Below are 23,981 nucleotides of genomic sequence, written 5' to 3' on the forward strand. Positions count from 1 at the left end.
TGCAGGGGCAGGGGCTCAAGCGGATGTAGTTGCGCGTGCGATCGACGGTGTCGCGGGGCAGGCGGGTATGTGCTGCGACCGTCCGAGTCTTCCCCTCGTATCGCCGACCTCGCCGCGGCGCGGGCGCTGTTCGCTGGGCTGCGTGATGCCACGGTGGAGACGGTGGCGGTCGCGTATCTTGATCCGAATCGGAGGCTTCTCGGAATGCGGCATGTCGTCGGGGGGCGGGATCAGGTGACGATCTCGATCCGGACGGTCGCGGTGGATGCGCTGGCGTTCGGTGCTCACGGGGTGATCATCGCGCATAACCATCCGAGCGGGGATGCGACGCCGAGTGCGCGGGACGTCGCGTTCACGCGGGCACTGGCGGCGGGGTTGCGGACGTTGGAGGTGGTGTTGCTCGATCACCTGGTAATCGCGGGGGACGAGGTGGCGAGTTTGCGAGCGATGGGGATCGTCTGACTTGTCGCATCTATCCCGACCGAACCTGTAGCTAGCCTCAGCGAGATGGGGCCGTCTCCCAGATGACGACACAAAAGCTTGTTTCCCCGCGAAGGCGGGGACCCAGCCTGGGCTCCCGCCTTCGCGGGAGAACAAGGAAGCGTGGGCTGTCGTCGGACTGCAAGCGACCGGTTCACAACTCTGCGGGAATGGCGTGGTGTGGGGAGCGCCTTCCAAACACACCACCCCGGCGAAGGCCGGGGCCCAATTGGGGGGGCGTTGCCAACTACGCACAGTTCGTCGTTACTGCGACCTTTCCAATTGGGCCCCGGCCTACGCCGGGGTGGGGCATCCGGATCGGTTAGGAATGAGAACCAGATGTCATCCGAGCCGGCACGCCCGGATCGCTTCCGGCGCCGGACGCGGCCCAGACGCACGGAACGTCGCGATGTAGCCCCCGGCCGACGGCATGTCGTCGGTATCCACCTGCGTATACCCGACCGCCGCGAACTCGCACTTCAGCAGTGCCGGCGGCGTGCCGTGATTCTGCGTCGGCCGGTTAGCATCGACCACCACCACCAGCCCGTCGGGCTTCAGCGACGGCCGCAACCGCCACAGGAACTCGTAGGGCTGCTCGATCTCGTGATACATGTGCACCATCAGCACCCGGTCGAAACTCGCCTCGGGCAGCTTCGGATCGTTCGCCTCGCCCAGCTTCACGCTGACGTTCGCCAGATCCTCGCGCGCGACGCGTTCCGCCAGCTGGTCGCGCACCGCCGGGATGATGTCCTCCGCAAGCACACGACCGTCCTTGCCGACGCGTGCCGCGAGGCGGATCGTGTAGTATCCCTCGCCCGCGCCGATATCCGCGACCGTCATGCCCTTGCGGATCTCGCCCTTGTTCATGACCTCGCCGGCCTCGTTGAGCCGATCGCGCGCTTCCTCGTTCGACCAGCGCGTCGAGACGATCGACGCGACCGGACGGTCGGCGGCGGGGAACACTGGCTCCTTGGGCTCGCGCTTGATCAGCGGCTTGCTGCCGTCACACGCGCATAGCGCAAGCATCGGCAGGACCATCAGGGCAAGGACACCCCGCAAGCTCAATCGACGTCCTCCACCTCGACGGCCTCGCCGGTCACGCGCTGCGACAGCGCTGCCGCCATGAACATCTCGAGGTCGCCGTCGAGCACGTCCGACGGGCTGGTCGAGACGACGCCGGTGCGCAGGTCCTTCACCATCTGGTACGGCTGAAGCACGTACGATCGGATCTGGTGGCCCCAGCCGATGTCGGTCTTGCCGGCGTTCTCGGCATTCGCCGCAGTCTCGCGGATCGCCAGTTCGCGCTCGTACAGACGCGCGCGGAGCTGATTATACGCCTCGGCCTTGTTCTTGTGCTGCGAGCGCTGGTTCTGGCACTGCACGACGATCCCGGTCGGGATGTGCGTGATGCGCACCGCCGAGTCGGTCGTGTTGATGTGCTGGCCGCCTGCACCCGACGCACGGTATGTGTCGATTCGCAGGTCGCTCTCGTTGTATTCGACCTCGATATTGTCGTCGACGACCGGATACACCCAGACACTCGCGAACGACGTGTGCCGCCGCGCCGCCGAATCGTACGGGCTGATCCGCACGAGCCGGTGCACGCCGCTCTCGGTCTTCGCGTAACCGTACGCGTTCTCACCCTTGAGCAGCAGCGTGGCGGACTTGATCCCGGCCTGCTCGCCCGAATGCTGGTCGACCAGTTCGACCTTCAGCCCGTGGCGTTCGCCCCAGCGCGAATACATCCGGCTGAGCATGCCTGCCCAGTCCTGGCTCTCGGTGCCGCCCGCGCCCGCGTTCACCTCGATATAGGTGTCGTTGGCATCGGCCTCGCCCGCGAGTAACGCCTTGATCTTGTCCTTGTCGGCACGCGCGGCGAGTTCGGCGAGCGACGCAACGCCGTCCGCCTCCATCTCGGTATCGCCCTCGGCCTCGGCCATCTCGATCAGCTCGGCGGTATCCGACAGCTCGCTCTGGATCGCGCGTGTCGCGCTGATCGCCTCGTCGAGACGACGACGCTCGCGCATCACCTCCTGCGCGGCCTTGGGATCGGACCAGAGCGCCTGATCCTCGACGCGCGCGTTCAACTCGTCGAGACGACGCAGCGCGCGGTCCCAATCGAGGAAGCGGCGCAGCAGCGCCAGCGCGTCGTTGATGGTGTCTACGTGAGCCTGCGCTTCGGCGCGCATGATATTCTCCAATAATTCCGCCGCCCCGGCGGAGGCCGGGAATTTCGTCGTCCCAGCGGAGGCCGGGATCGCCGTCCCAAGCGAGCGGGGCGGGTCACCGGCGGGCGCCGGGATGACGTCTATATAAGCGCGCTAGTAGATTCCGCCTTGTCTTTGCAAGAAATCGCTGTCGCGCGGGGCTTCGGCCTTCTTCACCGCGGTCGTCGTCGTAGCAGCCGTGGGGGCAACATCGGAGCGACGCGCGGCGCGCCGCGGCTCGCTCTCGGGCTTGAACGCTTCCCAGATCACCGCGGGCTTTGGATCGCTGGTGTCGGGCCACGTGCCATAGACCGGCCGGCCGCTACCGCGATCGATCCGAACCATGCGGATTCCGGGGGGGGCGCGGAACGGCAGCTTGGGCAGATCCTCATACGCCTTCACCGCGAACTGCTTGAAGATCGGCGCGGCGAGCGTACCGCCTTGTGCCGCGCCACCAAGGTTCTTCGGCGTGTCGAAACCGATGTACAGCCCGCCGACGAACTGCGGCGTGCCCCCGACGAACCACACGTCGGTCGGGCCGTTGTTCGTGCCGGTCTTGCCGAACATCGGCCGGTCGAGATCACGCAGGGTCACCGCGGTACCGCGCTGGACGACGCCTTCGGTGATGTGGACCATCTGATAGGCGGTCATGGCGTCGAGCACCTGGCGCTGGCGCGTGATCGGCCGCGGCATCGGCTTGCCGTCCCAGTCGGGCGCGTTGCAGCGATCGCAGGGCCGCCAGTTCTCGGGCCAGATCACCTTGCCGTGGCGATCCTGGACGAAGTCGATCAGCGACGGCGGGCCGCCCTTGCCGTTGTTCGCGAGGATCGAATACGCGTTGACCATCCGCCCGACGGTCGTCTCGCCAGCGCCGAGCGCATAGGAGAGATAGGGCGCGTAATCGCCGACGCCCATCTTCTTGATCGTCGCGACCACCTTCGGCATGCCGGTCTGCGCGGCGGCGCGCACGGTCATCAGGTTGCGTGACTGCTCGATACCCCAGCGCATCGTATGCGGGCCGGACCCACGCGAATTGCCAAAGTTGCGGAAGCATTTCTGCCCCAGCCGCGCGCCCTGATAGACGCAGAACGGCCCGTCGACGATGATCGACGCGGGCGTCATGCCGTTGTCGAGCGCGGCGGAATAGACGATCGGCTTGATCGTCGAGCCCGGCTGGCGCATCGCCTGAGTCGCGCGGTTGAACGCCTGCAACCGGTCGTCGAACCCGCCCTGCATCGCCAGCACGCGGCCCGACGCAGGCTCCTCGACGACGAACGCGCCCGAGACCTTGGGAATCGCCCGTAACGCGAACGAACCACCGTCCGGCGCCACCGCGATGATGTCGCCAACCTCGATCGCCCCGAACGCGTTGCCGCCCTTGCCGCGCACCGGCATCTGCGCCGCGTAGCGTGGCAACGTGCCGGTCTTGCCGGTGCGGAAGCCGAGGCTCCAGGCGTTGCCGTCCTTGCCGGTGACAATCGCCGCGACCCAATCCCGATAATCGAGCGCGATATTGCTGTTGAGCAGAGGCTGGAGCCAGTTGTCGTCCTCGATCTCGACATGACGGATCGGGCCGTTCCAGCCGCGTCCGCTGTCGAACCGCACCAGGCCATCACGCAAGGCCTGCTGCGCGAGATCCTGCAACTTCGCGTCGAACGAGGTCCGCACCCACAGCCCGCCCGAATAGACGCTGTAGGGGCCATCCTTCGCGTTCTCGCCGAACTTGGCCATCAACTGGCGGCGGACTTCCTCGACGAAATACCCGCCGACGCTCTCGAACTTCGGCGTGCGGCGCATCACCGCGCCGAGCGGCTCGGCATTCGCCTGGTCATGCTGCGCGCGGGTGATGAAGCCGTTGTCGAGCATCCGGTTCAGCACGTAATTGCGCCGCGTCATGGCCTTCTCGGTGTTGCGCACCGGATCGTAGTTCGACGGACCCTTGGGCAGGATCGCGAGATACGCCATCTGCGCCAGATCGAGCTGGTCGAGGTCCTTGTCGAAATAGGCGTGGGACGCCGCCTCGACGCCGAACGCGTTACGGCCGAGCGCGATCTGGTTGAGGTACAGCTCGAGGATCTGCTCCTTGGTCAGCGTGTCCTCGATCTTGTACGCCAGCACCGCCTCGCGCAGCTTGCGCGACGGCGAATAGGCGTTGCCGATCAACAGGTTCTTCGCGACCTGCTGCGTGATCGTCGAGCCGCCCTTGGCGCGCTTTCCCGTGCCGAGCTTGGTCGCATAATCGTACACCGCGCCGGCGAGGCCGGGATAATCGACGCCGTGATGCTCGAAGAACGACTTGTCCTCGGCGGCGAGGAACGCCTTTACCAGCAGCGGCGGATATTCGGCATAGCTCAGCTCGACGCGCCGTTCGCGGGCGTAGCTGTGGATCGGCGCGCCATCGATCCCGCGGACGTTGGTCGGCAGCGGTGGCTCGTAGGTGCGCAACGTGTCCACGGAAGGCAGGTCACGCATGACCGCGAACCAGAACGCGAAGATCGCGACGAAGCCGAGCGCGACCAGCGCCAACGCCGCCTTAGTCCACCGACTCGCCCACGCACGCGAGACCCTGCCGCGCAGCCGGTCGGAAGTGCGGCCTGTCGCCGTCGTCGAGGTGGGGGAGGGATCGGACGCCATGATTACTGGCGGAGCGTCTAGCAGGTTCGCGAGCGCTTGCCAGCCTTCGGTGGTGGGGGGGGCGGGGTGGGCTGTCGCAACGCGTTCGGCAAAGGTTGCTGCTCCAAGCTCGCCCGGTGCTAAGTCCGCCCGCCTATGCGCACCACCCCGGCGAAGGCCGGGGCCCAATTGGAGAGGTAGCAATAACGGAGCGCAACGGCCTTCACCGCCGTTTCCAAATTGGACCCCGGCCTTCGCCGGGGCGGTATGGTTGGCGGTTGGGTAAGCCATCGACTTCCACCGAGCCCAGCGATCCTCCCCCGCCAGGGGGAGGTGGCGCGAAGCGACGGAGGGGGAGGATACGAAACATCGGTTTCCCTTACCTCCCCCTCCGTCAGGCAAGTGCCTGCCACCTCCCCCTGGCGGGGGAGGATCGAAGGCGCGCAATCATCGGTTTGAACCCGCGCCTTCCCAAGGGACCGCTCAAGCAAAACCTGTCGCCAACCCCGCTACTGTGGCAGCAGGCGCGCATGACCCCGCCGCCGCTCCCGATCCTAGCCGTACTCCCCGAGCTCCTCGCCACCCTACGCGACCGCACCTCCGCGGTCCTCGTCGCTCCCCCAGGTGCCGGCAAGACCACGGCAGTAGCGCCGGCCCTCCTCACCGAACCCTGGTGCACCGGCGAGATCCTTCTCCTCTCCCCCCGCCGTCTGGCCGCCCGCGCCGCCGCCGAACGCATGGCCTCGACTGCTGGCGAGCCCGTCGGGCAGACCTTCGGCTACGCGACCCGCATGGACAGCAAGCGCTCCGCCGCAACGCGCGTCACGGTCATCACGGAAGGCATCTTCGTCGCGCGCATCCAGGCCGACCCCGAACTCGCCGGCGTCTCCGCGGTGCTGTTCGACGAAGTCCACGAACGCAGCCTCGACGGCGATTTCGGCCTCGCGCTGGCGCTCGACGTTCAAGCCGGCTTCCGCCCCGACCTCCGCATCGTCGCGATGTCCGCAACGCTCGACGGCGCAAGGTTCGCGGCGTTGATGGACGAGGCCCCCGTCATCGAAAGCGAAGGCCGCAGCTACCCACTCACCCTCCGTCACATCGGTCGCCAAGCCGAACTCCGCATCGAGGACTCGGTCGCCGCCGCGATCCGTCGCGCACTTGGCGAAGCGGAGGGCGGCGTGCTCGCCTTCCTCCCCGGCGTCGCGGAGATCGAACGCACCGCCGACCGCCTCGCCAACCTGCCCGACGACATCGTCCTCCACGAACTCCACGGCAGCCTCGATCCCGCAGCCCAGCGCGCCGCGATCCTTCCCGAACCGGACGGCCGGCGGAAGGTCGTGCTCGCCACCAGCATCGCCGAGACCAGCCTGACGCTCGACGGCATCCGCATCGTCGTCGACTCCGGGCTGGCGAGACGCCCCCGCTACGACCGCGCGGCGGGGATGACGCGCCTGGTCACCGAACGTGCGAGCCAGGCGGCGGTCACGCAACGCGCCGGCCGCGCCGCGCGGCTCGGACCGGGCGTGGCGTATCGATTGTGGGAGGAAGCGGCGACGGCCGGCCTTCCACGGTACGACCCGCCAGAAATCCTGGAGGCGGACCTGTCCGCGCTAGTCCTTGCCTGCGCACTTTGGGGCGTCGGTGATCCGCGAGACCTCCGCTGGATCGACCCGCCCCCCGCCGCCGCGATCGACGAGGCGATGGCGCGGCTGACGACGTTGCAGGCGATCGAAGACGGCCGTCCGACGTCGCATGGCCGCGCGATCGCGAAACTGCCGATGCCGCCGAGACTGGCGCACATGCTTCTGCGGGCGGGGGAGCGCGGCTTGGCAAATACGGCAGCCCAAATCGCAGTCCTGCTCGGCGAACGCGGCATTGGAGGTCAGGACGTCGATCTAGAAACCCGCCTCCGCCGCTGGAAAACCGAACGCGGGTCCAAGGCGCAGGCGGCAAGAGCGATGGCGGACAAGTGGGCACGCCTTGCTCCCCTCCTGCTTGCGGGAGGGGTTGGGGGAGGGCGCGACATACCCCAAGTGCGCGGCACTGCTGGGTCAGCCCCTCCCCCGACCCCTCCCGCAAGCGGAAGGGGGGCAGAAGTTTGCGTCGCGCTGGGCTTCCCCGACCGTGTCGCACGCCGCCGTGATCCGTCCGGCGAAACCTGGGCCTCGGTCGGCGGACGCGGGTTCAAACTCGACCCGACCTCACCACTCGCCCGCTCCGAATGGCTCGCCGTCGCCGACATGCAGGGCTCTGCCGCCGGCGCGCGCATCCTCTCCGCCGTAGCGATCGACCAGGCTACCGTCGAAACCCTCTTCGCCGATCGCATCGACTCCCGCCGCACCGTCACGTTCGACCCGACGACCGGCGGCATCCAGACGCTGCGCGAACGCCGCCTCGGGGCGATCCGTTTGTCGAGCGGCCCCGACAGCGGCGCCGACCCAGACGCGATCCTTGCTGCGCTCATCGACGGCGTCCGCGAGCACGGCCTCGCGCTGCTACCATGGAGCGACGGCGCCCAGGCCCTGCGCGACCGCGCCGCCTATGCCGGCGTCCCGCTCGACGACGCGACCCTGCTCGACCGCGCCGACGAATGGCTCGCACCGCTTCTGACCGGCAAGCGCCGACTCGACGTGATCGCCCCCGGCGCGCTCGCCGAAGCCTTGCGCAACCTGCTCGGCTGGGACGCGATGCAGACGATCAACCGCCTCGCGCCGCCCGATTTCACCAGCCCCGCCGGCAGCACGCACGCGATCGACTACGCAGCCGAAGGCGGGCCGCGCGTCGAACTCCGGGTTCAAGCGCTGTTCGGGCTCGCAATCCACCCGGTGATCGGCGAGGCGCGCGTACCGCTGGTGCTGAGCCTTACATCCCCCGCCGGCCGCCCGATCCAGACCACACGCGACCTCCCCGGATTCTGGGCCGGCAGTTGGACCGCGGTGGCGAAGGAAATGCGCGGCCGCTACCCCAAGCATCCCTGGCCCGACGACCCCGCTGCAGCGTCCGCCACACTGCGCACGAAAAAGGCGGATGCAAGGGCCGCCGGTTCGCGATAAGGGGGGCTCATGCCAACCGCCCGTATCTTCCAGCGCCCCAAGAACGCCATGCAGTCCGGCAAGCACCGGACCGACGCCTGGCAGCTCGAATTCGAACCGTCGGAGCCCAAGCGCCCCGACCCGCTCACCGGCTGGGCCGGCAGCGGCGACACCCGCGACCAGCTGCGCCTGCTGTTCCCGACTGCAGAAGCCGCGATCGCGCACTGCGAGCGCGAGGGGTTCGGCTACACCGTCGTGCCAGCGCCGCAGAAGACGCTGAAGCTGCAGAGCTACGCGGACAACTTCAAATAAGCCCGCGGGAGCGGCGCTAGGCCCTCCCGCACCTCCTTGTTCTCCCGCGAAGGCGGGCGCCCAGTCTGGGTCCCCGCCTTCGCGGGGAAACAGGTCTTGGTTAGAGGATCGACCCAGCCAGGATCAGCAGCATCTTGGTATCGATCGCCACGCCCGCCTTCCGCTTCTCGGCCACGAACGCCGGCACGTCCGCCAGCGGCACCCGGTGCACCGTGATGTTCTCGTCGCCATCGCCGCCGCCATCGCTCACCTTCGTGAGCCCGGTCGCGCGGACCAGCGTGAAGCATTCCGACGTCATCCCCGGCGACGAATAGAACACCCCCAGGTCCTCGATCGCGTCCGCGCGGTAGCCAGTCTCTTCCTCCAGTTCGCGGCCGGCGGCTACCGCGACGCTCTCGCCCGCGGTTTCGTCACCGACCAGCCCGGCCGGCAGTTCGAGACACGCGCGGCCCAGCGGCACGCGGAACTGCTCCACCAGGATAACGTCGCCCTCGTCGATCGCGACGATTACCGCCGCTGCGATCTCGCCCTGGCGCGCGGCGAATTCCCATGTGCCTTCGGTCTGCACGGTCAGGAATTTCCCGGCCCATACGGTCTTGCTCATAATTCGATCAGCCTGTCCGGAAGTTCGTTCACCGGCGCACCGGTCCGTGGAAAATGTTCGGCGAGCACCGCCCCGATCTGCGCAACCGCGTCTGCCATGCCGTCGGCGGGACGATCGTCGCGAACGCCGGCAAGCACTGCCGCCATCGCCGCGCCCCAGGTCTCGTTGGGCACGCGCGAGTGGATCGCGTCGTCGGCGATGATCTCCGCGCGGTGCTCGGCCAGCGACAGATACAGCAGTACGCCGGTCGAGCCCTTGGTCCGCTTCTCGGCCCCCGCCCGGAACAGGAGCAAGGCCCGCCGCCGCACGCGCCGCGCCTTGGTCGCACCCGGGGTCAGCGCGAGCCGCGCCGGCGTCCATGCCAGCACCAGCCGCACCGCCAGGAACACAAGGGTTACCAGCACCAGCGCGACCACGTACAGCGCACCCTGTGGTGCCGCCTGCCAAGGATCGACCCGCGCGTAGATATGGTCCGCCGCGACCGGATGGTACGCGAGCAGCGCCAGCGTCAGCAGCATCGCCAGCGCGCCCCAATGCATCGACACGTCGTGATAGGCATCGGACTGCCGTGCGACGATCGTGACGATCTCGCCGGTCGTCGCGGTCTCCGCCTTGGTGACCGCGGCGGTGACGCGGTCGTGGTCGGTGTCGCTCAATCGCATGTCACCATCCCCCCGATGCGCCGCCGCCGCCGCCGGATCCACCGCCGCCGCCGCCGAAACCACCACCGCCCCAGCCGCCGCCGCCGCTATCGCTGCCGCCGCCCCAGCTTCCGCCGCCGCCACTGCCGCCGCTGCGGGTCATCGCGTCGGCGATGCTCCACAACACGATCGGCAAGGCGCCACTGCCACCGCTCCGGCTGCCGCCATCGACGTAATTCTTGCCACCCGCGCGCCGCGATATCATCGGAATGACGATCGCCGCCAGGACGATCCCGAAGAAGATCAGCCCGATCGGCACACCGCCGCCGCCTGAGTTCGAACGACGATGCGTCTTGTCATACTCGGCCGCCGCAGCCGTAACCTTCGCGCGCGCCTCCGCATCGGGCAGCGCAAGCTGGTCTGCCACCGCGTTGGTCCCCGCGACGATCCCGCCGGGAATGTCCCCCGCCTTGAAACGCGGCAGGATGTCCTGGTTGATGACGACGCTGGAGAACGCGTCGGTCAGCACCGGCTCAAGCCCGTAGCCGACCTCAATCCTCACCTTCCGGTCGTTCGGCGCGACCAGCAGGATCGCGCCGTTGTTCGCATCCTTCAGCCCGACGCCCCAGCTCCGCAGCAGGCTATTGCCGTAATCCTCGATCGGATAGCCTTCGAGATCGGGCACCGTCGCGACCACCAGCTGGTTGCCGGTCGTCTTCTGGAGCTCGTCGAGCCGCTTGGTCAGCGCCGCTTCCTGATCGGGCGGGATGACGTTCGCGGTGTCGACGACGAAGCCGGTGAACTTCGGGAAGGTCTGCGCGGTTGCGGTACCGCTTCCCAGCAGCACCGCGAACGCCAGCGTCAGGAAATGGCGGAGCATAATGCCCCGATCAGCTCGCGTTGCCGAAGTTCACCGTCGGCGCGGTCTCGGCGCCCGGCGTGGTCGCCGCGAACGGCACCATCGGCTTGGCGCCATAGAAGATCTTTGCGCCGACCGCGTCGGGGAAGGTGCGGATCTTGGTATTATAGGCCTGCACCGCGCCGTTATAGTCGCGCCGCGCGATCGTGATGCGGTTCTCGGTGCCCTCGAGCTGGCTCATCAGCGTGGTGTAGTTGCCCTGGCTCTTCAGCTCGGGATACGCCTCCTGCAAACGCTGCAGCGACACGCCGACGGCACCCTGGACGCGCTGATACTGCTCCATCTTCGCCGGATCGGAGAGATCGGCGGCTGAAACCTGTACCGAGTTCGCGGCCGAGCGCGCTTGCGTCACCTGGACGAGGATGTCCTTTTCCTGCGCGCCTGCCGCCTTCACGGTCGCGACGAGGTTGGGGATCAGGTCCGCGCGGCGTTGATAATTGTTCTGGACGTCGGCCCAGCGTGCCTTCGCGGTCTCTTCCGCGGTCGGAATGCTGTTGATCCCGCACCCGGCCAGCGCCGATGCGAGGAGGATCGCGGCGGTACCGCGGGCGATTGGGGCACGTGACATCGGGGCTCTCCTGAATACCTGTATCACCCTCATAGGACAGTCGCGAGGGTTGGCGAAACCGAAATCGGTGGTTAGCGTCGGTGGTCCAACAGAGGGGGCGTAGATGCTCAAGGAATTCAAGGCGTTCATCATGCGCGGCAACGTGCTCGATCTCGCCATCGCGGTGATCATCGGCGCGGCGTTCGGCAAGATCGTCACGTCGCTGACCGACGACGTGCTGATGCCGGTAATCGGCAAGATCTTCGGCGGGCTCGATTTCTCGAGCTATTTCTGGCGGATGGGGCCGGTGCCGGAGAACTATGCGGGCTCGCTGAGCGATTACGCGGCATTGAAGAAGGCGGGCGTGCCGCTGCTCGGCTATGGCGCGTTCGCGACGCAGCTTGTCAATTTCGTGATCGTCGCGGGCATCATCTTCATGATCCTGCGCGTGGTGAACCGGACGGCGGCGCTGATCGAGCGCGAGACGGCAAGGTTGAAGCGCGAGGAAGAGGCGGTGGCCGTCGCACCTGCGCCGGAGCCGGTCGAGATCGCGCTGCTCCGCGAAATCCGCGACGAGTTGAAGGCGCGGGGGTGATCGCCATGTCCCTCTCCCCTGCGGGGAGAGGGAGGGAGGAGCCTTGGGCGACGGAAGGGTGAGGGGAGTGAGGCTTGGGACTTGCATTCCAACTCCCCCTCATCCGACGCTGCCGTGCCACCTTCTCCCCTAGGGGAGAAGGATAGGGTTACGCCGCGACCAGTTCCTCGGCGTTCGCATCCGCCAAGCTGGTCCCATCCAGAATCCGCGCAGTCTCGTCCCGCACCCGCATCATTGCGAACCGGATCGCGCAGTCGGCCTCACTCTTGCAGTCGAGGCACGGCCGGTACGCGGTCCGGCTCACGCACGGCACCAGCGCCAGCGGCCCCTCGATGATCCGGATGATCTCGCCGAGCGAAATCAGATGGCTCGGCCGCGAGAGGCGATAGCCGCCCATCTTGCCGCGATGGCTGTGCAACAGGCCGGACTCGCGCAGGTCGGCGAGGATCAGCTCGAGGAATTTGCGTGGCACGTTCGCCTCGGCGGCGATCCGCGTCATCGGGATGGGAGGGCCACCGACGGGGGCGCCGCCAAGGAAGATCATCGCGCGGAGCGCGTAGCGGGAGCGCTGCGTCAACATAATGCAGGTTGCTATGCACGCGCTTTGTGGCGAGCGGAAGGCGGTTTGGCACGCTGTGTGCTAACCCGTTGGAGATTTATCCGGGAGGGTGCTGCCATCGCGCCAGTCTTTTCATTTGGCCGGGCTTTTCAGATCGATGCGGCCACCCTATATCGGTGATGCCGTCGGGGGAATCTTCTCTTGGCGGCTATGGCGATAAACCGTGGCGTGTCATAGACACAGCGGACCCGGGGGCAGTACCCGGCGACTCCACCACCGCCCTCTTCGCAAGAGGGGGACGATGACGGGGTCGAACTAGGATCGACGTGTGTTCAACGACGCTATGTTTCGCTCGGAATGGGACCACCGCAACGGCCCATACACAAGTGCCAACGATAACGAAGCACTCGCAATTGCCGCATAACTGACGGTCTAACGACCTAAGTTATACGGACGAAAGCGCGGTACGGGCCACACCGGGCAACAGAAGTGGACACCGGCGGTACGGGGGGCACCGAGCAACAGAAGCTCCCCACTAACCTGACATTTGGCTCCGATCACGCGGCCCCAATCACGCGGCAAGGCGCTCGACCAGCCGCAGCACCGGCGGGCTGAAGCCGAGCGGACCGACCAGAACGTTGGTTACGACCAGCACGCCGCCGCCCCAGTAATAGGCCGGATGTATCTTCCCGCGCAGGCGCAGGTCGAAGATCATTCCTGCGATGACGAACACCGCCATCGACGCGAACACCGCGAGCGGCGCGAATTTTCCCAGTAGCGGCATCGGCAGGATCCGCCCGAGCGCGGGGGACATGACCAGGATCGTCCCGCACAGCATCAGCCGCTTGTGCCACGCCGCCTGCTTGCGAAGCGCAATCGCCCAAGCGGTCAGGATGCCGAACCCGATCACCCCCAGGACGTCGAGCACGAGGAAAATGCCCGGTGGAAAGAACGGCGGTACGCGGTGCTGCTGGATCGCTGCGACTGTGGTGACGATGCCCAGTACGACCATCGACGCTGCGATAACGGCGCCGAGCACGCCGAGTTGTCGATGCCAAGTGATCGATCCCCGAACGACCAGCCAGTTCTGCACGACGTAGAGAATGATCCACGCCAGGAAGGCGGCGGCATGCAGATGAACTTGCAAGGGCAGTTCGAGAAAAGTCCAATTCATCCGCGCGGCATTCAGTGTGAACCCGAAGATCACCGTGACGGCGATCGCTATCGCCATGCCGAGGAAGAAGCGACGCTCGCTCGCGACGACATTCCGTTGCGCAGGCCGTACACCATTTAACGATGCCATTGGACCGCCCCCGCGAGTCGATGCTCAAGCGATGGACGATGGCCCTAATACTGATAACGGGCAATACTCATGACGAATGAGGACTGCCTAGACTAGTAGATGTAAGATTCTGAATACTCTTCCGGTCCGTTAACTACTCAAAGCTGCAAAAAGCTTGCTGAGTTGTGCGCCGGTATAGGGCTTCTGCACGAACCGCGCGGCCTTGGGCAACGCGTCGGTCGTACCGTTGTCGGCACCCGACGTGACCAGGATCGCGATATCGGGGCGTTGCGCGTGCACGGCATTGGCGAGGTCGATGCCGTTCAGGTCTCCGGGCATGCGGACATCGGTGAAGAGTGCAGCGATATCTGGCCGCTCTTCGAGCTTTACCAAGGCGTCGGCCGCGTTGCTGGCTTCGACGACTTCGTAGCCGGCATCCTCCAGCGCGAGGTTGGAATGGACCCGGACGAGGGCATCGTCATCGACGACGAGAATAACGGACTTCGCAATGGCATTCATACCGGTTCGAACATCCGGCATGCCGCTCCGTTCCAATATAAGTCATGTTCTCAAGGCATAACGGGGCAAAGCGAGCCTGACATGAGAAAGGGGCCCGGTTTCCCGAGCCCCTCCATCACTGCCGTTAGGCCGTAAAGGCTTAGTCGCGATCGCCGGTCAGGAACGCCGGCGCGAACTCGGGGGCCTTGTCGCCCTCGGTGCGTGCAGCACGCTCGCCACCACCGTTGCCACCGCCGTCACGACGCGGGCCACGGCCACCGCCGTTGCCGCCTGCGTCACGGCCGCCATCGCCGTCGCGACGCGGGCCACGCGAGCCGCGGTCACCGCCGCCGCCTTCGCCGCGTGGACCACGACCGCCGCCGCCGTTGCCGGCATCACGACCGCCATCGCCATCACGACGCGGACCGCGCGGACCACGATCGCCGCCTTCGCGCGGCTCACGTGCGGGACGCGTGTCCTCCAGCTCTTCGCCGGTCGTCTGGTCGACGACACGCATCGACAGGCGCACCTTGCCGCGCGGATCGATCTCGAGAACCTTGACCTTGACCTCCTGGCCTTCGGTCAGGGCGTCAGACACCTTCTCGACGCGCTCGTTCTTGATTTCGGACACGTGGACGAGACCGTCCTTGCCACCCATGAAGTTCACGAACGCCCCGAAATCGACCAGGTTGACGACCTTGCCGTCATAGACCTTGCCGACTTCGGCTTCCTCGACGAGGCCCTTGATCCACTTGATCGCGGCTTCGATCTGCGCGGGGTCGGACGACGACACCTTGATCACGCCCTCGTCGTCGATGTCGACCTTGGCGCCGGTCTGCGCGACGATCTCGCGGATCACCTTGCCGCCGGTGCCGATGACTTCGCGGATCTTCGACTTGTCGATCTGGAAGCTCTCGATGCGCGGTGCATGCGCCGACAATTCCTCACGGGTGTGGTCGAGCGCCTTGGCCATCTCGCCCAGGATGTGCGCGCGGCCTTCCTTGGCCTGCGCCAGCGCCTTGCCCATGATCTCCTCGGTGATGCCGGCGATCTTGATGTCCATCTGCATCGTGGTGATGCCCTCGGACGTGCCCGCAACCTTGAAGTCCATGTCGCCGAGATGATCCTCGTCGCCGAGGATGTCGCTGAGAACCGCAAAGTTCTTGCCCTCGAGGATCAGGCCCATCGCGATGCCCGACACCGGACGCTTCAGCGGAACGCCCGCGTCCATCATGCTCAGCGAACCGCCGCAGACCGTCGCCATCGACGACGAGCCATTGCTCTCGGTGATGTCCGACAGAACGCGGATCGTGTACGGGAACTCTTCCTTGGTCGGCAGCACGGGGTGCAGCGCGCGCCATGCGAGCTTGCCGTGACCGACTTCGCGACGACCCGGCGCACCGAAGCGACCGACTTCACCGACCGAGTATGGCGGGAAGTTGTAGTGCAGCATGAAGTTTTCGTAGCTGAGGCCGTTGAGGCCGTCGATCATCTGCTCCGCATCGCGCGTACCGAGCGTGGTGGTGCAGATCGACTGCGTCTCGCCGCGCGTGAACAGGGCCGAGCCATGCGTACGCGGGAGGAAGTGGACCATCGCCTCGATCGGACGGATCTGCGTGGTGGTGCGGCCGTCGATGCGGGTGCCGTCCTTGAGGATGGCGCCGCGGACGATTTCCGCCTCCAGCTTCTTCATCAGCTTGCCGGCTGCCATCTGGTCCTGCGGCGACGCGTCCGCAAATGCGGTCTTGCCCTTCGCGCGGGCCGCATTCAGCAGGTCCGAACGCTTGGACTTGTCGGTCACCTTGTAGGCGGCCGCGATGTCCTTGCCGATCAGCTTCTTCAGCTTGTCCTTGGCGGTCGACAGGTCGGCCTGCTCGGCCATTTCCCAAGGATCCTTGGCAGCCATCTCGGCCAGATCGATGATCAGGTTCGCGGCTTCGCGGCAGGCCTTGTGGGCGAACTGCACGGCACCGAGCATGATCTCTTCCGAAAGCTCCTTGGCTTCCGATTCGACCATCATCACGGCCTGGCCGGTGGCGGCGACGACGAGGTCGAGATCGCCAGCCTTGGCTTCTTCCAGCGTCGGGTTGAGGATGTACGCGCCATCGACGTAACCGACGCGGGCTGCGCCGATCGGGCCCATGAACGGCACGCCCGAGATCGTCAGCGCAGCGGAGGCCGCGACCATCGCGAGGACGTCCGGCTCGTTCTCGCCGTCATACGACAGAACCTGGCAGATCACGTTGATCTCGTTGTAGAAACCCTCTGGGAAGAGGGGACGGATCGGGCGATCGATGAGACGGCTGGTCAGCGTCTCCTTTTCGGTCGCGCCGCGCTCACGCTTGAAGAAGCCGCCGGGAATGCGGCCGCTCGCGGAGAACTTCTCCTGGTAATGGACGGTGAGCGGGAAGAAATCCTGCCCTTCCTTGACGGTCCGAGCCGCCGTCACGGCGCACAGAACGACGGTCTCGCCGAGGGTGGCGAGGACTGCGCCGTTGGCCTGGCGCGCAACGCGGCCGGTCTCGAGCGTCAGCGTCTTGCCGCCCCACTGGGCGCTTACGGTCTTGGTATCGAACATTCTTTTTCCTTCACTCCAAACGCCAGATGCGTTTGGGGCCTATGTGCGGGCTTAGCCGGCCCGCGGCGGTGTGGAGCGAGTTGTCGCTCCTTGCCATTGCGCCGAATTGCGCTCTGGCGTTTGCCTCCGCGCGAAATGCGCGGAATCAAAACCCTATATACGAAAACGGCCCCCCGAGGGGAGCCGTTCGTGTTACTTGCGGAGACCGAGCTTCGCGATCAGATCCAGATAGCGCTGGCCGTCCTTGTGACGGAGATAATCCAGCAGCGTCCGGCGCTTGTTGACCATCATGAGAAGACCACGACGCGAGTGGTTGTCCTTCTTGTGGCCCTTGAAATGCTCGGTCAGGTTCTTGATGCGCTCGGTCAGGATCGCGACCTGGACTTCCGGCGAACCGGTGTCACCCTCGGCGCGCGAATGCTCCTTGACGAGCTCGGTCTTGCGTTCAGCGGTAATCGTCATGAATTCATGTCCTCGACATCACAGATTGAAACCGCGAACGACCCGGACGTCTCCGTCCTCGACCTCGACCAGCGCGACCGGGACAGCGTCCAGTTCGGCAAAGTATTGGCCATCGTCTGCGGCGATCCCGGCCAAGATACGCCCCTGTCGGAGCGCCCCTGCCTGGTCGGGGGTGAGGGAGAGAGCCGGGATGTCGTCCAGCGCCACCCTCAAGGGCAGAAGTACATCTTCAAGCGCGGAGGCCTTAGCGAGTTCGTCCAGTTTGTCCAGCGATATCGCGGCGGTGAGGTCGAACGGACCGGCCTTGGTCCGGCGCAACATGGTGACGTGGCCGACGGTGCCGAGGGCTAGGGCGATGTCGCGCGCGAGACTTCGGATGTAGGTGCCCTTCGACACATGCGCGGTAAGGGTGACCTCCTCCAGGGGGGAGTGGAGCAGGGGCTCGTCCTGCAATTCCTCCCCGGCACGGGGAGGGGGACCGCCGTCCACTTGGACGGGGGTGGAGGGGGGCGCGCCACCCGCGGAACGCTCGCGGAAGCCCCCCTCCACCAGCTGCGCTGGTCCCCCTCCCCGTACCGGGGAGGATAACGAATGGATCGTTACATCCCGGCTCGCGAGCACTACCTCACGCCCAGCCCGCGCCAAATCATAAGCCCGCTCTCCATCCACCTTCAGCGCGGAATACGCCGGCGGCACCTGCGAAATCGGCCCGGTGAACTGCGCGAGAATCGCCTCAACCGCCGCCAAGGTTGGCCGAACATCAGAAGTTGCGATGCTCACGCCTTCAGCATCCAGCGTATCCGTCTGAATCCCGAACATCACCGTAAAATCATAAATCTTGTCGCTATCGAGCATCCGCCCGGCAAGCTTCGTCGCCTCCCCAACGGCGATCGGCAGAACCCCGGTAGCGAGCGGATCGAGCGTCCCCCCATGCCCCACCTTGAACTTCCCATACCCGCCGCTGCGCAAGGCACGCTTCACCGCCGACACCCCCTGCGTCGACCCAAGCCCCAACGGCTTGTCGAGAATGATCCAGCCATGCATGCGAATAAGTCCTAGAATATTGGCCCCCCGTTCGTCCTGAGCGAAGTCGAAGGACATGGAGGCAAAGGTGCTTCGACTTCGCTCAGCACGAACGGGCAGGGGAGTAAGGTTCAGCCCAAAGCCTCGCAAAAATGCCGCCGACACAGCGCGACATACCGGTCGTTCCCGCCAATCTCGGTCTGCTGCCCCTCGGCAATCCCGCGCCCATCTCCATCGACCCGCAGGTTCATCGTCGCCTTGCGCCCACACATGCACACCGACTTGATCTCCACCAAAGAGTCCGCCAGCGCCAGCAACCGCGCCGACCCAGGAAACAGCGCCCCCTGGAAATCGGTCCGCAACCCGTACGCCAGCACAGGTATCCCGACGACGTCACAGATATGCGCAAGCTGATCCACCTGCGCAGACGTCAGAAACTGCGCCTCGTCCACCAGCACGCACGAAATCGCGTCCTCGCCGTGCTGCCGAACCACGCAGGCCCCGATATCCGTCCCCGCATCGAACGCGATCGCCGGCGCCTCCAGCCCGATCCGCGACGTGATAGTCCCGGCTGCGAACCGGTCGTCGATCGCCGCTGTGAACAGCATCGTCCGCATCCCCCGCTCGCGGTAGTTGAAGTCCGCCTGCAACAGGTTCGTCGACTTCCCCGCGTTCATCGAGGCGTAGTAGAAATACAGCTTGGCCATCAGATCAGCGTCTCGACAGGTAGGGGCGATTGCGCGGCATAGGTCGCGATCCCGCGATCGAACGTAACGAAGCCGTCCGCCACGGAACGCGCAGAAATGAGGTGGATCATGTCAGCCCAATCTGCCCCTGATCGGTAGCGCGTGACAGCCCAGGACAGGCCATCGCGATCCGCGGTATGGATAGTTCCCAACTGGAGCAGCGCTTCGATCGCATCGGCCACCATCGCACGACCGAGCGCGGCGCGCTTCGATAGCACCCACCCAAGTTCGAGCCATACGGTAAGGCTCACCCAGACCGGCGCGCCAAGTATTTCAGATGCCATTGCCGACTGATGCTTCTCGTCTGCCAGGATGAAACGCGCGAGAATATTGGTATCGACGGCCTTCACGCGGAAAGACCGTCCTCGTCGAAATCGGGCGACCAACTCAGTTGCTCGATAGGAATGGCCGGCCCCTCGTACCGAACGCGGGCACGCAGATCGGCCATTACCTCGGCGACGCTCTTTCCGGTCGTCCTACCCGTCGGTCGCAGCACGATGTCACCACCCGCTTGCAGGACATCGAACTGCTGGCCAGGGTTCAAGCCGAGCGAGTCGCGCACATCTTTGGGGATGACGACTTGGCCTTTTTCCGACATTTTCGTCTGAGCATTCATCGCGGTAAGATGTGTCTTACCGGGCTCAAAGTCAATCTTCAGCCAGATCCCGCGCAACATGGGGATCGCGCAACAACTGGTCGATATGCGTGCCCTCGTCGAAGCTCTCGTCCGCGAGGAATTTCAGCTTGGCGGCATACCGCATCTGCACCCGGTTCGCGACTTCACGCTGGAGGTAGGCGGTGTTGGTGCGAAGCGCCTTCAGCACCTTTTCCTCGTCCTTGCCGAGCAACGGCTTCACGAAGACAGTGGCATGGCGGAGGTCGGGGGACATGCGGACTTCGGTGATCGTCACGAGGTGCTTTTCGAGCACCGGATCGTGGACGTCGCCGCGCGCGAGGATGTCGGACAGCGCATGACGCGCCTGTTCGCCGACTCGCAACGAGCGGACGGCTTTTGCTTCTGGGGTATCGGTCTTCATAATCTTTAACTCCCCTCCCGCCTGCGGGAGGGGCCGGGGGTGGGCTCCCGGCCTCGGCGTCTTGCACCGTGGATGGCGGGTGCCCACCCCCCGACCCCCTCCCGCATGCGGGAGGGGGAGTTGTCAGATCAAAGCGTACGTTCGCGCATCTCGACTTCGAACGTCTCAAGGACGTCGCCGGCCTTGATGTCGACGAAGTTCGACGTGAACGTCACGCCGCACTCGAGCCCCGCACGGACCTCGGCGACATCATCCTTGAAGCGACGCAGCGATGCGATTTCGCCCTGGTAGATGATGACGTCGTTGCGCGTGATGCGTGCCTTGAGCGCCTTGCGGATGTTGCCCTCGGTGACGAGCAGACCTGCCGCCTTGCCGTGCTTGCCCGCCGAGAAGACCTCGCGGATATCGGCACGACCGACGACCGTCTCGAACGCTTCCGGCCCAAGCTCGCCTGCCATCCCCGCCCGGATCTCGTCGATCAGGTCGTAGATCACGTCATAGTACTTGAACGCGACCTTCTGGCGCTCGGCGATCTCGCGTGCCTTGGCGTTCGGACGAACGTTGAAGCCGATGATCGGAGCCCCCGATGCGGCCGCCAGGGTGACGTCCGACTCGGTGATGCCACCAACGCCCGAGCTCAGCACGCGTGCCTTGATCAGGTCGGTGGAGATCTTGTTGATCGCCCCGACGATCGCCTCGACCGTGCCCTGCGTATCCGCCTTCACGACCAGCGGGTATTCGATCGCCTGCTTTTCCTTCAGCGCCGAGAACATGCTCTCGAGGCTTGCAGGAACCGATGCGGTCCGCTTGTCGGTCTTCACGCTGCGACGATATTCCGCGACTTCACGGGCTCGTGCCTCGTTCTCGACGACCTGGAACGGATCGCCCGCCTGCGGAACACCCGACAGACCGAGGACCTCGACCGGCATCGCCGGACCCGCTTCCTTGATCTGCTTGCCCTTGTCGTCGACCAGCGCACGGACCTTGCCGCTCTCGCCACCGACCACGAAGATGTCGCCGACCCGCAACGTACCGCGGTTAACGAGGATCGTCGCGACCGGGCCACGACCCTTGTCGAGCTTGGCCTCGATCACCGTACCCTCGGCGGCGCGATCCGGATTGGCGCGCAGTTCGAGCAGTTCGGCCTGGAGCTGGATCTTCTCGATCAACGCATCGAGACCGATCTTCTTGGTCGCGGAGACTTCAACGTCCTGGACGTCGCCGCCCATGTCCTCGACCACGATCTCCTCGCTCAGCAGGCGCTCGCGCACCTTCTGGGCATTGGCGCCTTCCTTGTCGATCTTGTTGATCGCGACGATCATCGGCACGCCCGCCGCCTTGGTGTGGGCGATCGCCTCCACCGTCTGCGGCATCAGGCCGTCGTCCGCCGCCACCACGAGAATGACGATATCGGTGACGTCCGCGCCACGCGCACGCATCTGCGTGAACGCCTCATGGCCCGGGGTGTCGAGGAAGGTGATCTTCGACTTGTCCTTCAGCGTGACCTGATACGCGCCGATATGCTGGGTGATGCCACCCGCTTCGCCGCGCACCACGTCGGTGCCGCGCAGGGCATCGAGCAGCGACGTCTTGCCGTGATCGACGTGACCCATGATCGTGACGACCGGGGCACGTGGCTTCAGCGTCTCCTCAGCATCGTCGATCGTGTCGTTGGCCAGATCCTGGTCAACATCGCTAACGCGCGTCAGGTTGTGGCCGAACTCGGTGACGAGCAACTCGGCGGTATCCTGGTCGATCGTCTGCGTCATCGTGACGGGCATGCCCATCTTGAACAGCGCCTTGACGAGGTCGGCACCCTTCTCGGCCATGCGGTTGGCGAGTTCCTGCACCGTGATCGCCTCTGGGACGACGACGTCACGGATCTGCTTGGCCTGCGCCTCGCGCGGACCACCGGTGCCACGACGCTCCTTTTCGCGCGCACGCTTCAGTGCGGCGAGCGAGCGAGCGCGTGCACCATCACCATCGCCGAGCGCGCGGTTGACGGTGAGCTTGCCCGAAGTGCGACGATCGTCACCCTTGCGGTCACGCTGCTGCGGACGCGCTGGCACGGCGTCGCGACGGACGCCACCGGCCGGAGCATTGACGCCGGTCGCGCCGGGGCGCGCCGCGGTCGTTCCGGCATTCGCAGCCGTGGTCGGCGCTGCGGCAGCGGGTGCCGCGACAGGCTTTGGCGGCGGCGGAGGACGCTCGGGACGCGCCACCGGCGAGAACCGGCGCGGTGCCGGGAACGCCGGATCGCGGGTCAGTTCGATAACGGGCGGCGGTGCCGGCGGAGCGACAGGGGCCGGCGCAGGCTTGGGAGCCGGCGCAGGAGCAGCCGCCACCGGAGCGGGCTTAGGTGCGGGCGCAGGTGCTGCTGCAACCGGTGCCGGGGCAGGCGCCGCAGCAACGGGGGCTTCGACCGGAGCCGGCGCAGGCGCTGGCGTCGGTGCCGCGACCGGAGCGGGAGCCGCTTCGACCACAGGTGCCGGCGCAGGCGCGGGGGCCTCGACGGGCTTCGGCGCCTTGGCCTCAGCCTCGGCACGCACACGATCGGCGACGCGATTACGCTCGTCTTCGATCGCCTTGGCGCGCTCGGCCTCCTGGCGACGACGCCCTTCTTCCAGCGTGTTCATCCGCTGCTCTTCGGCCTCGCGGAGCAGCTTGGCCTGGCGCTCCTGCGGCGACAGATTGCTCTGCTGCTGACGCACGGGGGCGGGCGCAGGCTGCGGTGCGCGCGCCTGCGGTGCCGGGGCTGCGGGGGCAGCCGCCGGGGCGGGCGCGGCAACCGGTGCGGCATCCGCGACCTGCACGTCGGGCTCGCCCGGACGGCGCAGGACGCGCGCGCGCTTGGTTTCCACGATCACCGTATTCGATCGGCCGTGGCTGAAGCTCTGCTTCACCTGGCCGGTCTCGACCGTGCGCTTCACACCCAAAGGTGCGCGCATGCCAAGTTTCGGCTTCTCGTTGTCCGTGTCGCTCACTCAAATTCCTCAGTCATGTCCACGGCCGGGCGTGTTCCGGTCGATCCGGACGCCTGTTGTATCGGTGGCGCCCCATTTTGTGGTGACGCCGATGCGCCCTGCGAGGCCGTTTCGCAAGACACGGAAGAAGGTTCGGGGCCGATAAAATGCAGCCAACGGTCGAGCGCTTCGCTCACCCGCTTTGCTGCAGCGCGGTCGGTCAGGCCAATGTGTACCACATTTTCCCGCCCCAGCGCCAACGCCAATATGGTGCGCGATACCGGGAGTGCCAACCCCCGCAAACCCGAGCCCTCGACATCGTTGCCGATGCGCCACGCCTGATCGAGCTTGCGGTTGCCATCCTCGGCCGCATCGGACGCATGATACAGCGCCTTCAGCTTGCCCTGGCGCGCGTTCTGCTCGATCCGGTCGGAGCCGATCAGCACCGTGCCGGAGCGCGATTCGAGCCCGAGCCGGTCGAGCGCGTTACGCTCGAGCGCGGCTTCGATCTTGGCCGGAAGCTCGGGATCGATGGTGAACTCGCCGGTCTTGAACGCGCGTGAGAGAGCGCCCTTGAGCTTGCCCTTCTTGATCGCGGCTTCGAGTTCGACTCGCGTGACACCGATCCACGCGCCGCGGCCGGGAGCCTTGGCACGCACGTCGGGAAGGATCTGGCCATCGGGCGACAGCGCGAGTCGTACGAGGTGGGGCCTGACGTCGCGCTCGCCCGAAAGAATGCACTTGCGAACGGGCATGGCGTCATCCCCCTCCCGCAAGCGGGAGGGGCTAGGGGTGGGCTCGCGCTCACCCCCATTGCCGCCCTTGGCTTTAGCCTTGGACGCGTGAGATTTGGCCGAAGCGTCGCCTTTGGCCGAAGCCGGGC

23 protein-coding genes and 1 other RNA gene are annotated in these 23,981 nt (G+C 66.1%); 5 read left to right on the forward strand and 19 right to left on the reverse strand.

Annotated elements, in window-relative coordinates; all coding sequences use genetic code 11:
* Window positions 1-69: 69 nt before the first annotated feature.
* The gene (locus C8J39_RS15930) at window positions 70-462 is read left to right on the forward strand and encodes a JAB domain-containing protein (RefSeq protein WP_120301354.1); all 393 of its coding nucleotides are present in this window, start codon (window positions 70-72) and stop codon (window positions 460-462) included.
* A 360-nt stretch (window positions 463-822) separates the two neighbouring features.
* Here the strand turns inward: C8J39_RS15930 and C8J39_RS15935 are convergent, their stop codons facing one another.
* The 3 genes from C8J39_RS15935 to C8J39_RS15945 form a co-directional block, all read right to left on the reverse strand.
* Window positions 823-1,506 (reverse strand): class I SAM-dependent methyltransferase, encoded by a 684-nt coding sequence (locus tag C8J39_RS15935; protein WP_243650183.1) that lies wholly within the window; start codon window positions 1,504-1,506, stop codon window positions 823-825.
* 35 nt (window positions 1,507-1,541) lie between these two features.
* Window positions 1,542-2,669: a peptide chain release factor 2 gene (prfB, locus tag C8J39_RS15940; protein WP_056051599.1), complete on the reverse strand. Its 1,128-nt coding sequence runs from the start codon at window positions 2,667-2,669 to the stop codon at window positions 1,542-1,544.
* A 132-nt stretch (window positions 2,670-2,801) separates the two neighbouring features.
* A complete protein-coding gene (locus C8J39_RS15945) occupies window positions 2,802-5,321 on the reverse strand; it encodes a penicillin-binding protein 1A (protein WP_120301355.1) in 2,520 nt (839 codons plus the stop codon).
* Between the two features lie 509 nt (window positions 5,322-5,830).
* Here C8J39_RS15945 and hrpB point away from each other — a divergent pair.
* Both hrpB and C8J39_RS15955 read left to right on the forward strand, forming a co-directional pair.
* Window positions 5,831-8,353, forward strand: coding sequence for an ATP-dependent helicase HrpB (gene hrpB / locus C8J39_RS15950; protein ID WP_120301413.1), 2,523 nt, complete (start codon window positions 5,831-5,833; stop codon window positions 8,351-8,353).
* A 9-nt stretch (window positions 8,354-8,362) separates the two neighbouring features.
* The gene (locus C8J39_RS15955) at window positions 8,363-8,644 is read left to right on the forward strand and encodes an ETC complex I subunit (RefSeq protein ID WP_056051595.1); all 282 of its coding nucleotides are present in this window, start codon (window positions 8,363-8,365) and stop codon (window positions 8,642-8,644) included.
* 100 nt (window positions 8,645-8,744) lie between these two features.
* Here the strand turns inward: C8J39_RS15955 and C8J39_RS15960 are convergent, their stop codons facing one another.
* From C8J39_RS15960 to C8J39_RS15975, 4 genes are read right to left on the reverse strand one after another with little or no spacing between them, the layout of a single operon-like run.
* Window positions 8,745-9,248: an NUDIX hydrolase gene (locus C8J39_RS15960; protein WP_404969364.1), complete on the reverse strand. Its 504-nt coding sequence runs from the start codon at window positions 9,246-9,248 to the stop codon at window positions 8,745-8,747.
* Entirely contained in the window at window positions 9,245-9,910 is a 666-nt protein-coding gene (locus C8J39_RS15965) for a TPM domain-containing protein (protein ID WP_120301415.1), read from the reverse strand. Before C8J39_RS15965 ends, C8J39_RS15960 begins: the two co-directional genes overlap by 4 nt.
* A 1-nt stretch (window position 9,911) precedes the next feature.
* The gene (locus C8J39_RS15970; RefSeq protein ID WP_120301356.1) at window positions 9,912-10,769 is read right to left on the reverse strand and encodes a YgcG family protein; all 858 of its coding nucleotides are present in this window, start codon (window positions 10,767-10,769) and stop codon (window positions 9,912-9,914) included.
* A 10-nt stretch (window positions 10,770-10,779) separates the two neighbouring features.
* A complete protein-coding gene (locus tag C8J39_RS15975; protein ID WP_056065884.1) occupies window positions 10,780-11,376 on the reverse strand; it encodes a LemA family protein in 597 nt (198 codons plus the stop codon).
* Between the two features lie 103 nt (window positions 11,377-11,479).
* Here C8J39_RS15975 and mscL point away from each other — a divergent pair, with 103 nt between their 5' ends.
* Window positions 11,480-11,950, forward strand: coding sequence for a large conductance mechanosensitive channel protein MscL (mscL, locus tag C8J39_RS15980; RefSeq protein ID WP_120301357.1), 471 nt, complete (start codon window positions 11,480-11,482; stop codon window positions 11,948-11,950).
* A gap of 148 nt (window positions 11,951-12,098) precedes the next feature.
* Here mscL and C8J39_RS15985 read toward each other — a convergent pair whose 3' ends face one another.
* Window positions 12,099-12,530: an Rrf2 family transcriptional regulator gene (locus C8J39_RS15985; protein ID WP_056065892.1), complete on the reverse strand. Its 432-nt coding sequence runs from the start codon at window positions 12,528-12,530 to the stop codon at window positions 12,099-12,101.
* A gap of 121 nt (window positions 12,531-12,651) precedes the next feature.
* Between C8J39_RS15985 and ssrA the strand changes: the two genes are divergently transcribed.
* Window positions 12,652-13,007, forward strand: a transfer-messenger RNA (tmRNA) gene (gene ssrA, locus C8J39_RS15990).
* Between the two features lie 73 nt (window positions 13,008-13,080).
* Here the strand turns inward: ssrA and C8J39_RS15995 are convergent.
* The 11 genes from C8J39_RS15995 to C8J39_RS16045 all read right to left on the reverse strand — a co-directional run bounded on the left by C8J39_RS15995 (window position 13,081) and on the right by C8J39_RS16045 (window position 23,853).
* Window positions 13,081-13,812: a hypothetical protein gene (locus C8J39_RS15995; protein ID WP_120301358.1), complete on the reverse strand. Its 732-nt coding sequence runs from the start codon at window positions 13,810-13,812 to the stop codon at window positions 13,081-13,083.
* A gap of 129 nt (window positions 13,813-13,941) precedes the next feature.
* Complete coding sequence (locus tag C8J39_RS16000) at window positions 13,942-14,331, reverse strand: response regulator (RefSeq protein ID WP_207896985.1); 390 nt, start codon at window positions 14,329-14,331, stop codon at window positions 13,942-13,944.
* 118 nt (window positions 14,332-14,449) lie between these two features.
* Window positions 14,450-16,867, reverse strand: coding sequence for a polyribonucleotide nucleotidyltransferase (pnp, locus tag C8J39_RS16005; RefSeq protein WP_120301360.1), 2,418 nt, complete (start codon window positions 16,865-16,867; stop codon window positions 14,450-14,452).
* A gap of 192 nt (window positions 16,868-17,059) precedes the next feature.
* Window positions 17,060-17,329 (reverse strand): 30S ribosomal protein S15, encoded by a 270-nt coding sequence (gene rpsO / locus C8J39_RS16010; protein WP_055881152.1) that lies wholly within the window; start codon window positions 17,327-17,329, stop codon window positions 17,060-17,062.
* Between the two features lie 18 nt (window positions 17,330-17,347).
* On the reverse strand, window positions 17,348-18,373 hold the full coding sequence (truB, locus tag C8J39_RS16015; RefSeq protein WP_120301416.1) for a tRNA pseudouridine(55) synthase TruB: 1,026 nt from the start codon (window positions 18,371-18,373) through the stop codon (window positions 17,348-17,350).
* A gap of 110 nt (window positions 18,374-18,483) precedes the next feature.
* A complete protein-coding gene (locus C8J39_RS16020) occupies window positions 18,484-19,059 on the reverse strand; it encodes a thymidine kinase (protein ID WP_120301361.1) in 576 nt (191 codons plus the stop codon).
* A complete protein-coding gene (locus tag C8J39_RS16025) occupies window positions 19,059-19,448 on the reverse strand; it encodes a type II toxin-antitoxin system VapC family toxin (RefSeq protein WP_165895256.1) in 390 nt (129 codons plus the stop codon). Before C8J39_RS16025 ends, C8J39_RS16020 begins: the two co-directional genes overlap by 1 nt.
* Window positions 19,445-19,774, reverse strand: a complete 330-nt coding sequence (locus C8J39_RS16030; RefSeq protein ID WP_243650181.1) for an AbrB/MazE/SpoVT family DNA-binding domain-containing protein — start codon at window positions 19,772-19,774, stop codon at window positions 19,445-19,447. The genes C8J39_RS16025 and C8J39_RS16030 overlap by 4 nt, the downstream gene beginning before the upstream one ends.
* Window positions 19,746-20,135 (reverse strand): 30S ribosome-binding factor RbfA, encoded by a 390-nt coding sequence (gene rbfA / locus C8J39_RS16035; protein WP_107954753.1) that lies wholly within the window; start codon window positions 20,133-20,135, stop codon window positions 19,746-19,748. Before rbfA ends, C8J39_RS16030 begins: the two co-directional genes overlap by 29 nt.
* Window positions 20,136-20,263: 128 nt before the next feature.
* Window positions 20,264-23,119 (reverse strand): translation initiation factor IF-2, encoded by a 2,856-nt coding sequence (gene infB / locus C8J39_RS16040; RefSeq protein ID WP_120301363.1) that lies wholly within the window; start codon window positions 23,117-23,119, stop codon window positions 20,264-20,266.
* A complete protein-coding gene (locus C8J39_RS16045) occupies window positions 23,116-23,853 on the reverse strand; it encodes a DUF448 domain-containing protein (protein ID WP_120301364.1) in 738 nt (245 codons plus the stop codon). The genes infB and C8J39_RS16045 overlap by 4 nt, the downstream gene beginning before the upstream one ends.
* Between the last annotated feature and the right edge of the window lie 128 nt (window positions 23,854-23,981).

The organism is Sphingomonas sp. PP-CC-1A-547 (genome assembly GCF_003610375.1).
Taxonomy (GTDB): domain Bacteria; phylum Pseudomonadota; class Alphaproteobacteria; order Sphingomonadales; family Sphingomonadaceae; genus Sphingomonas.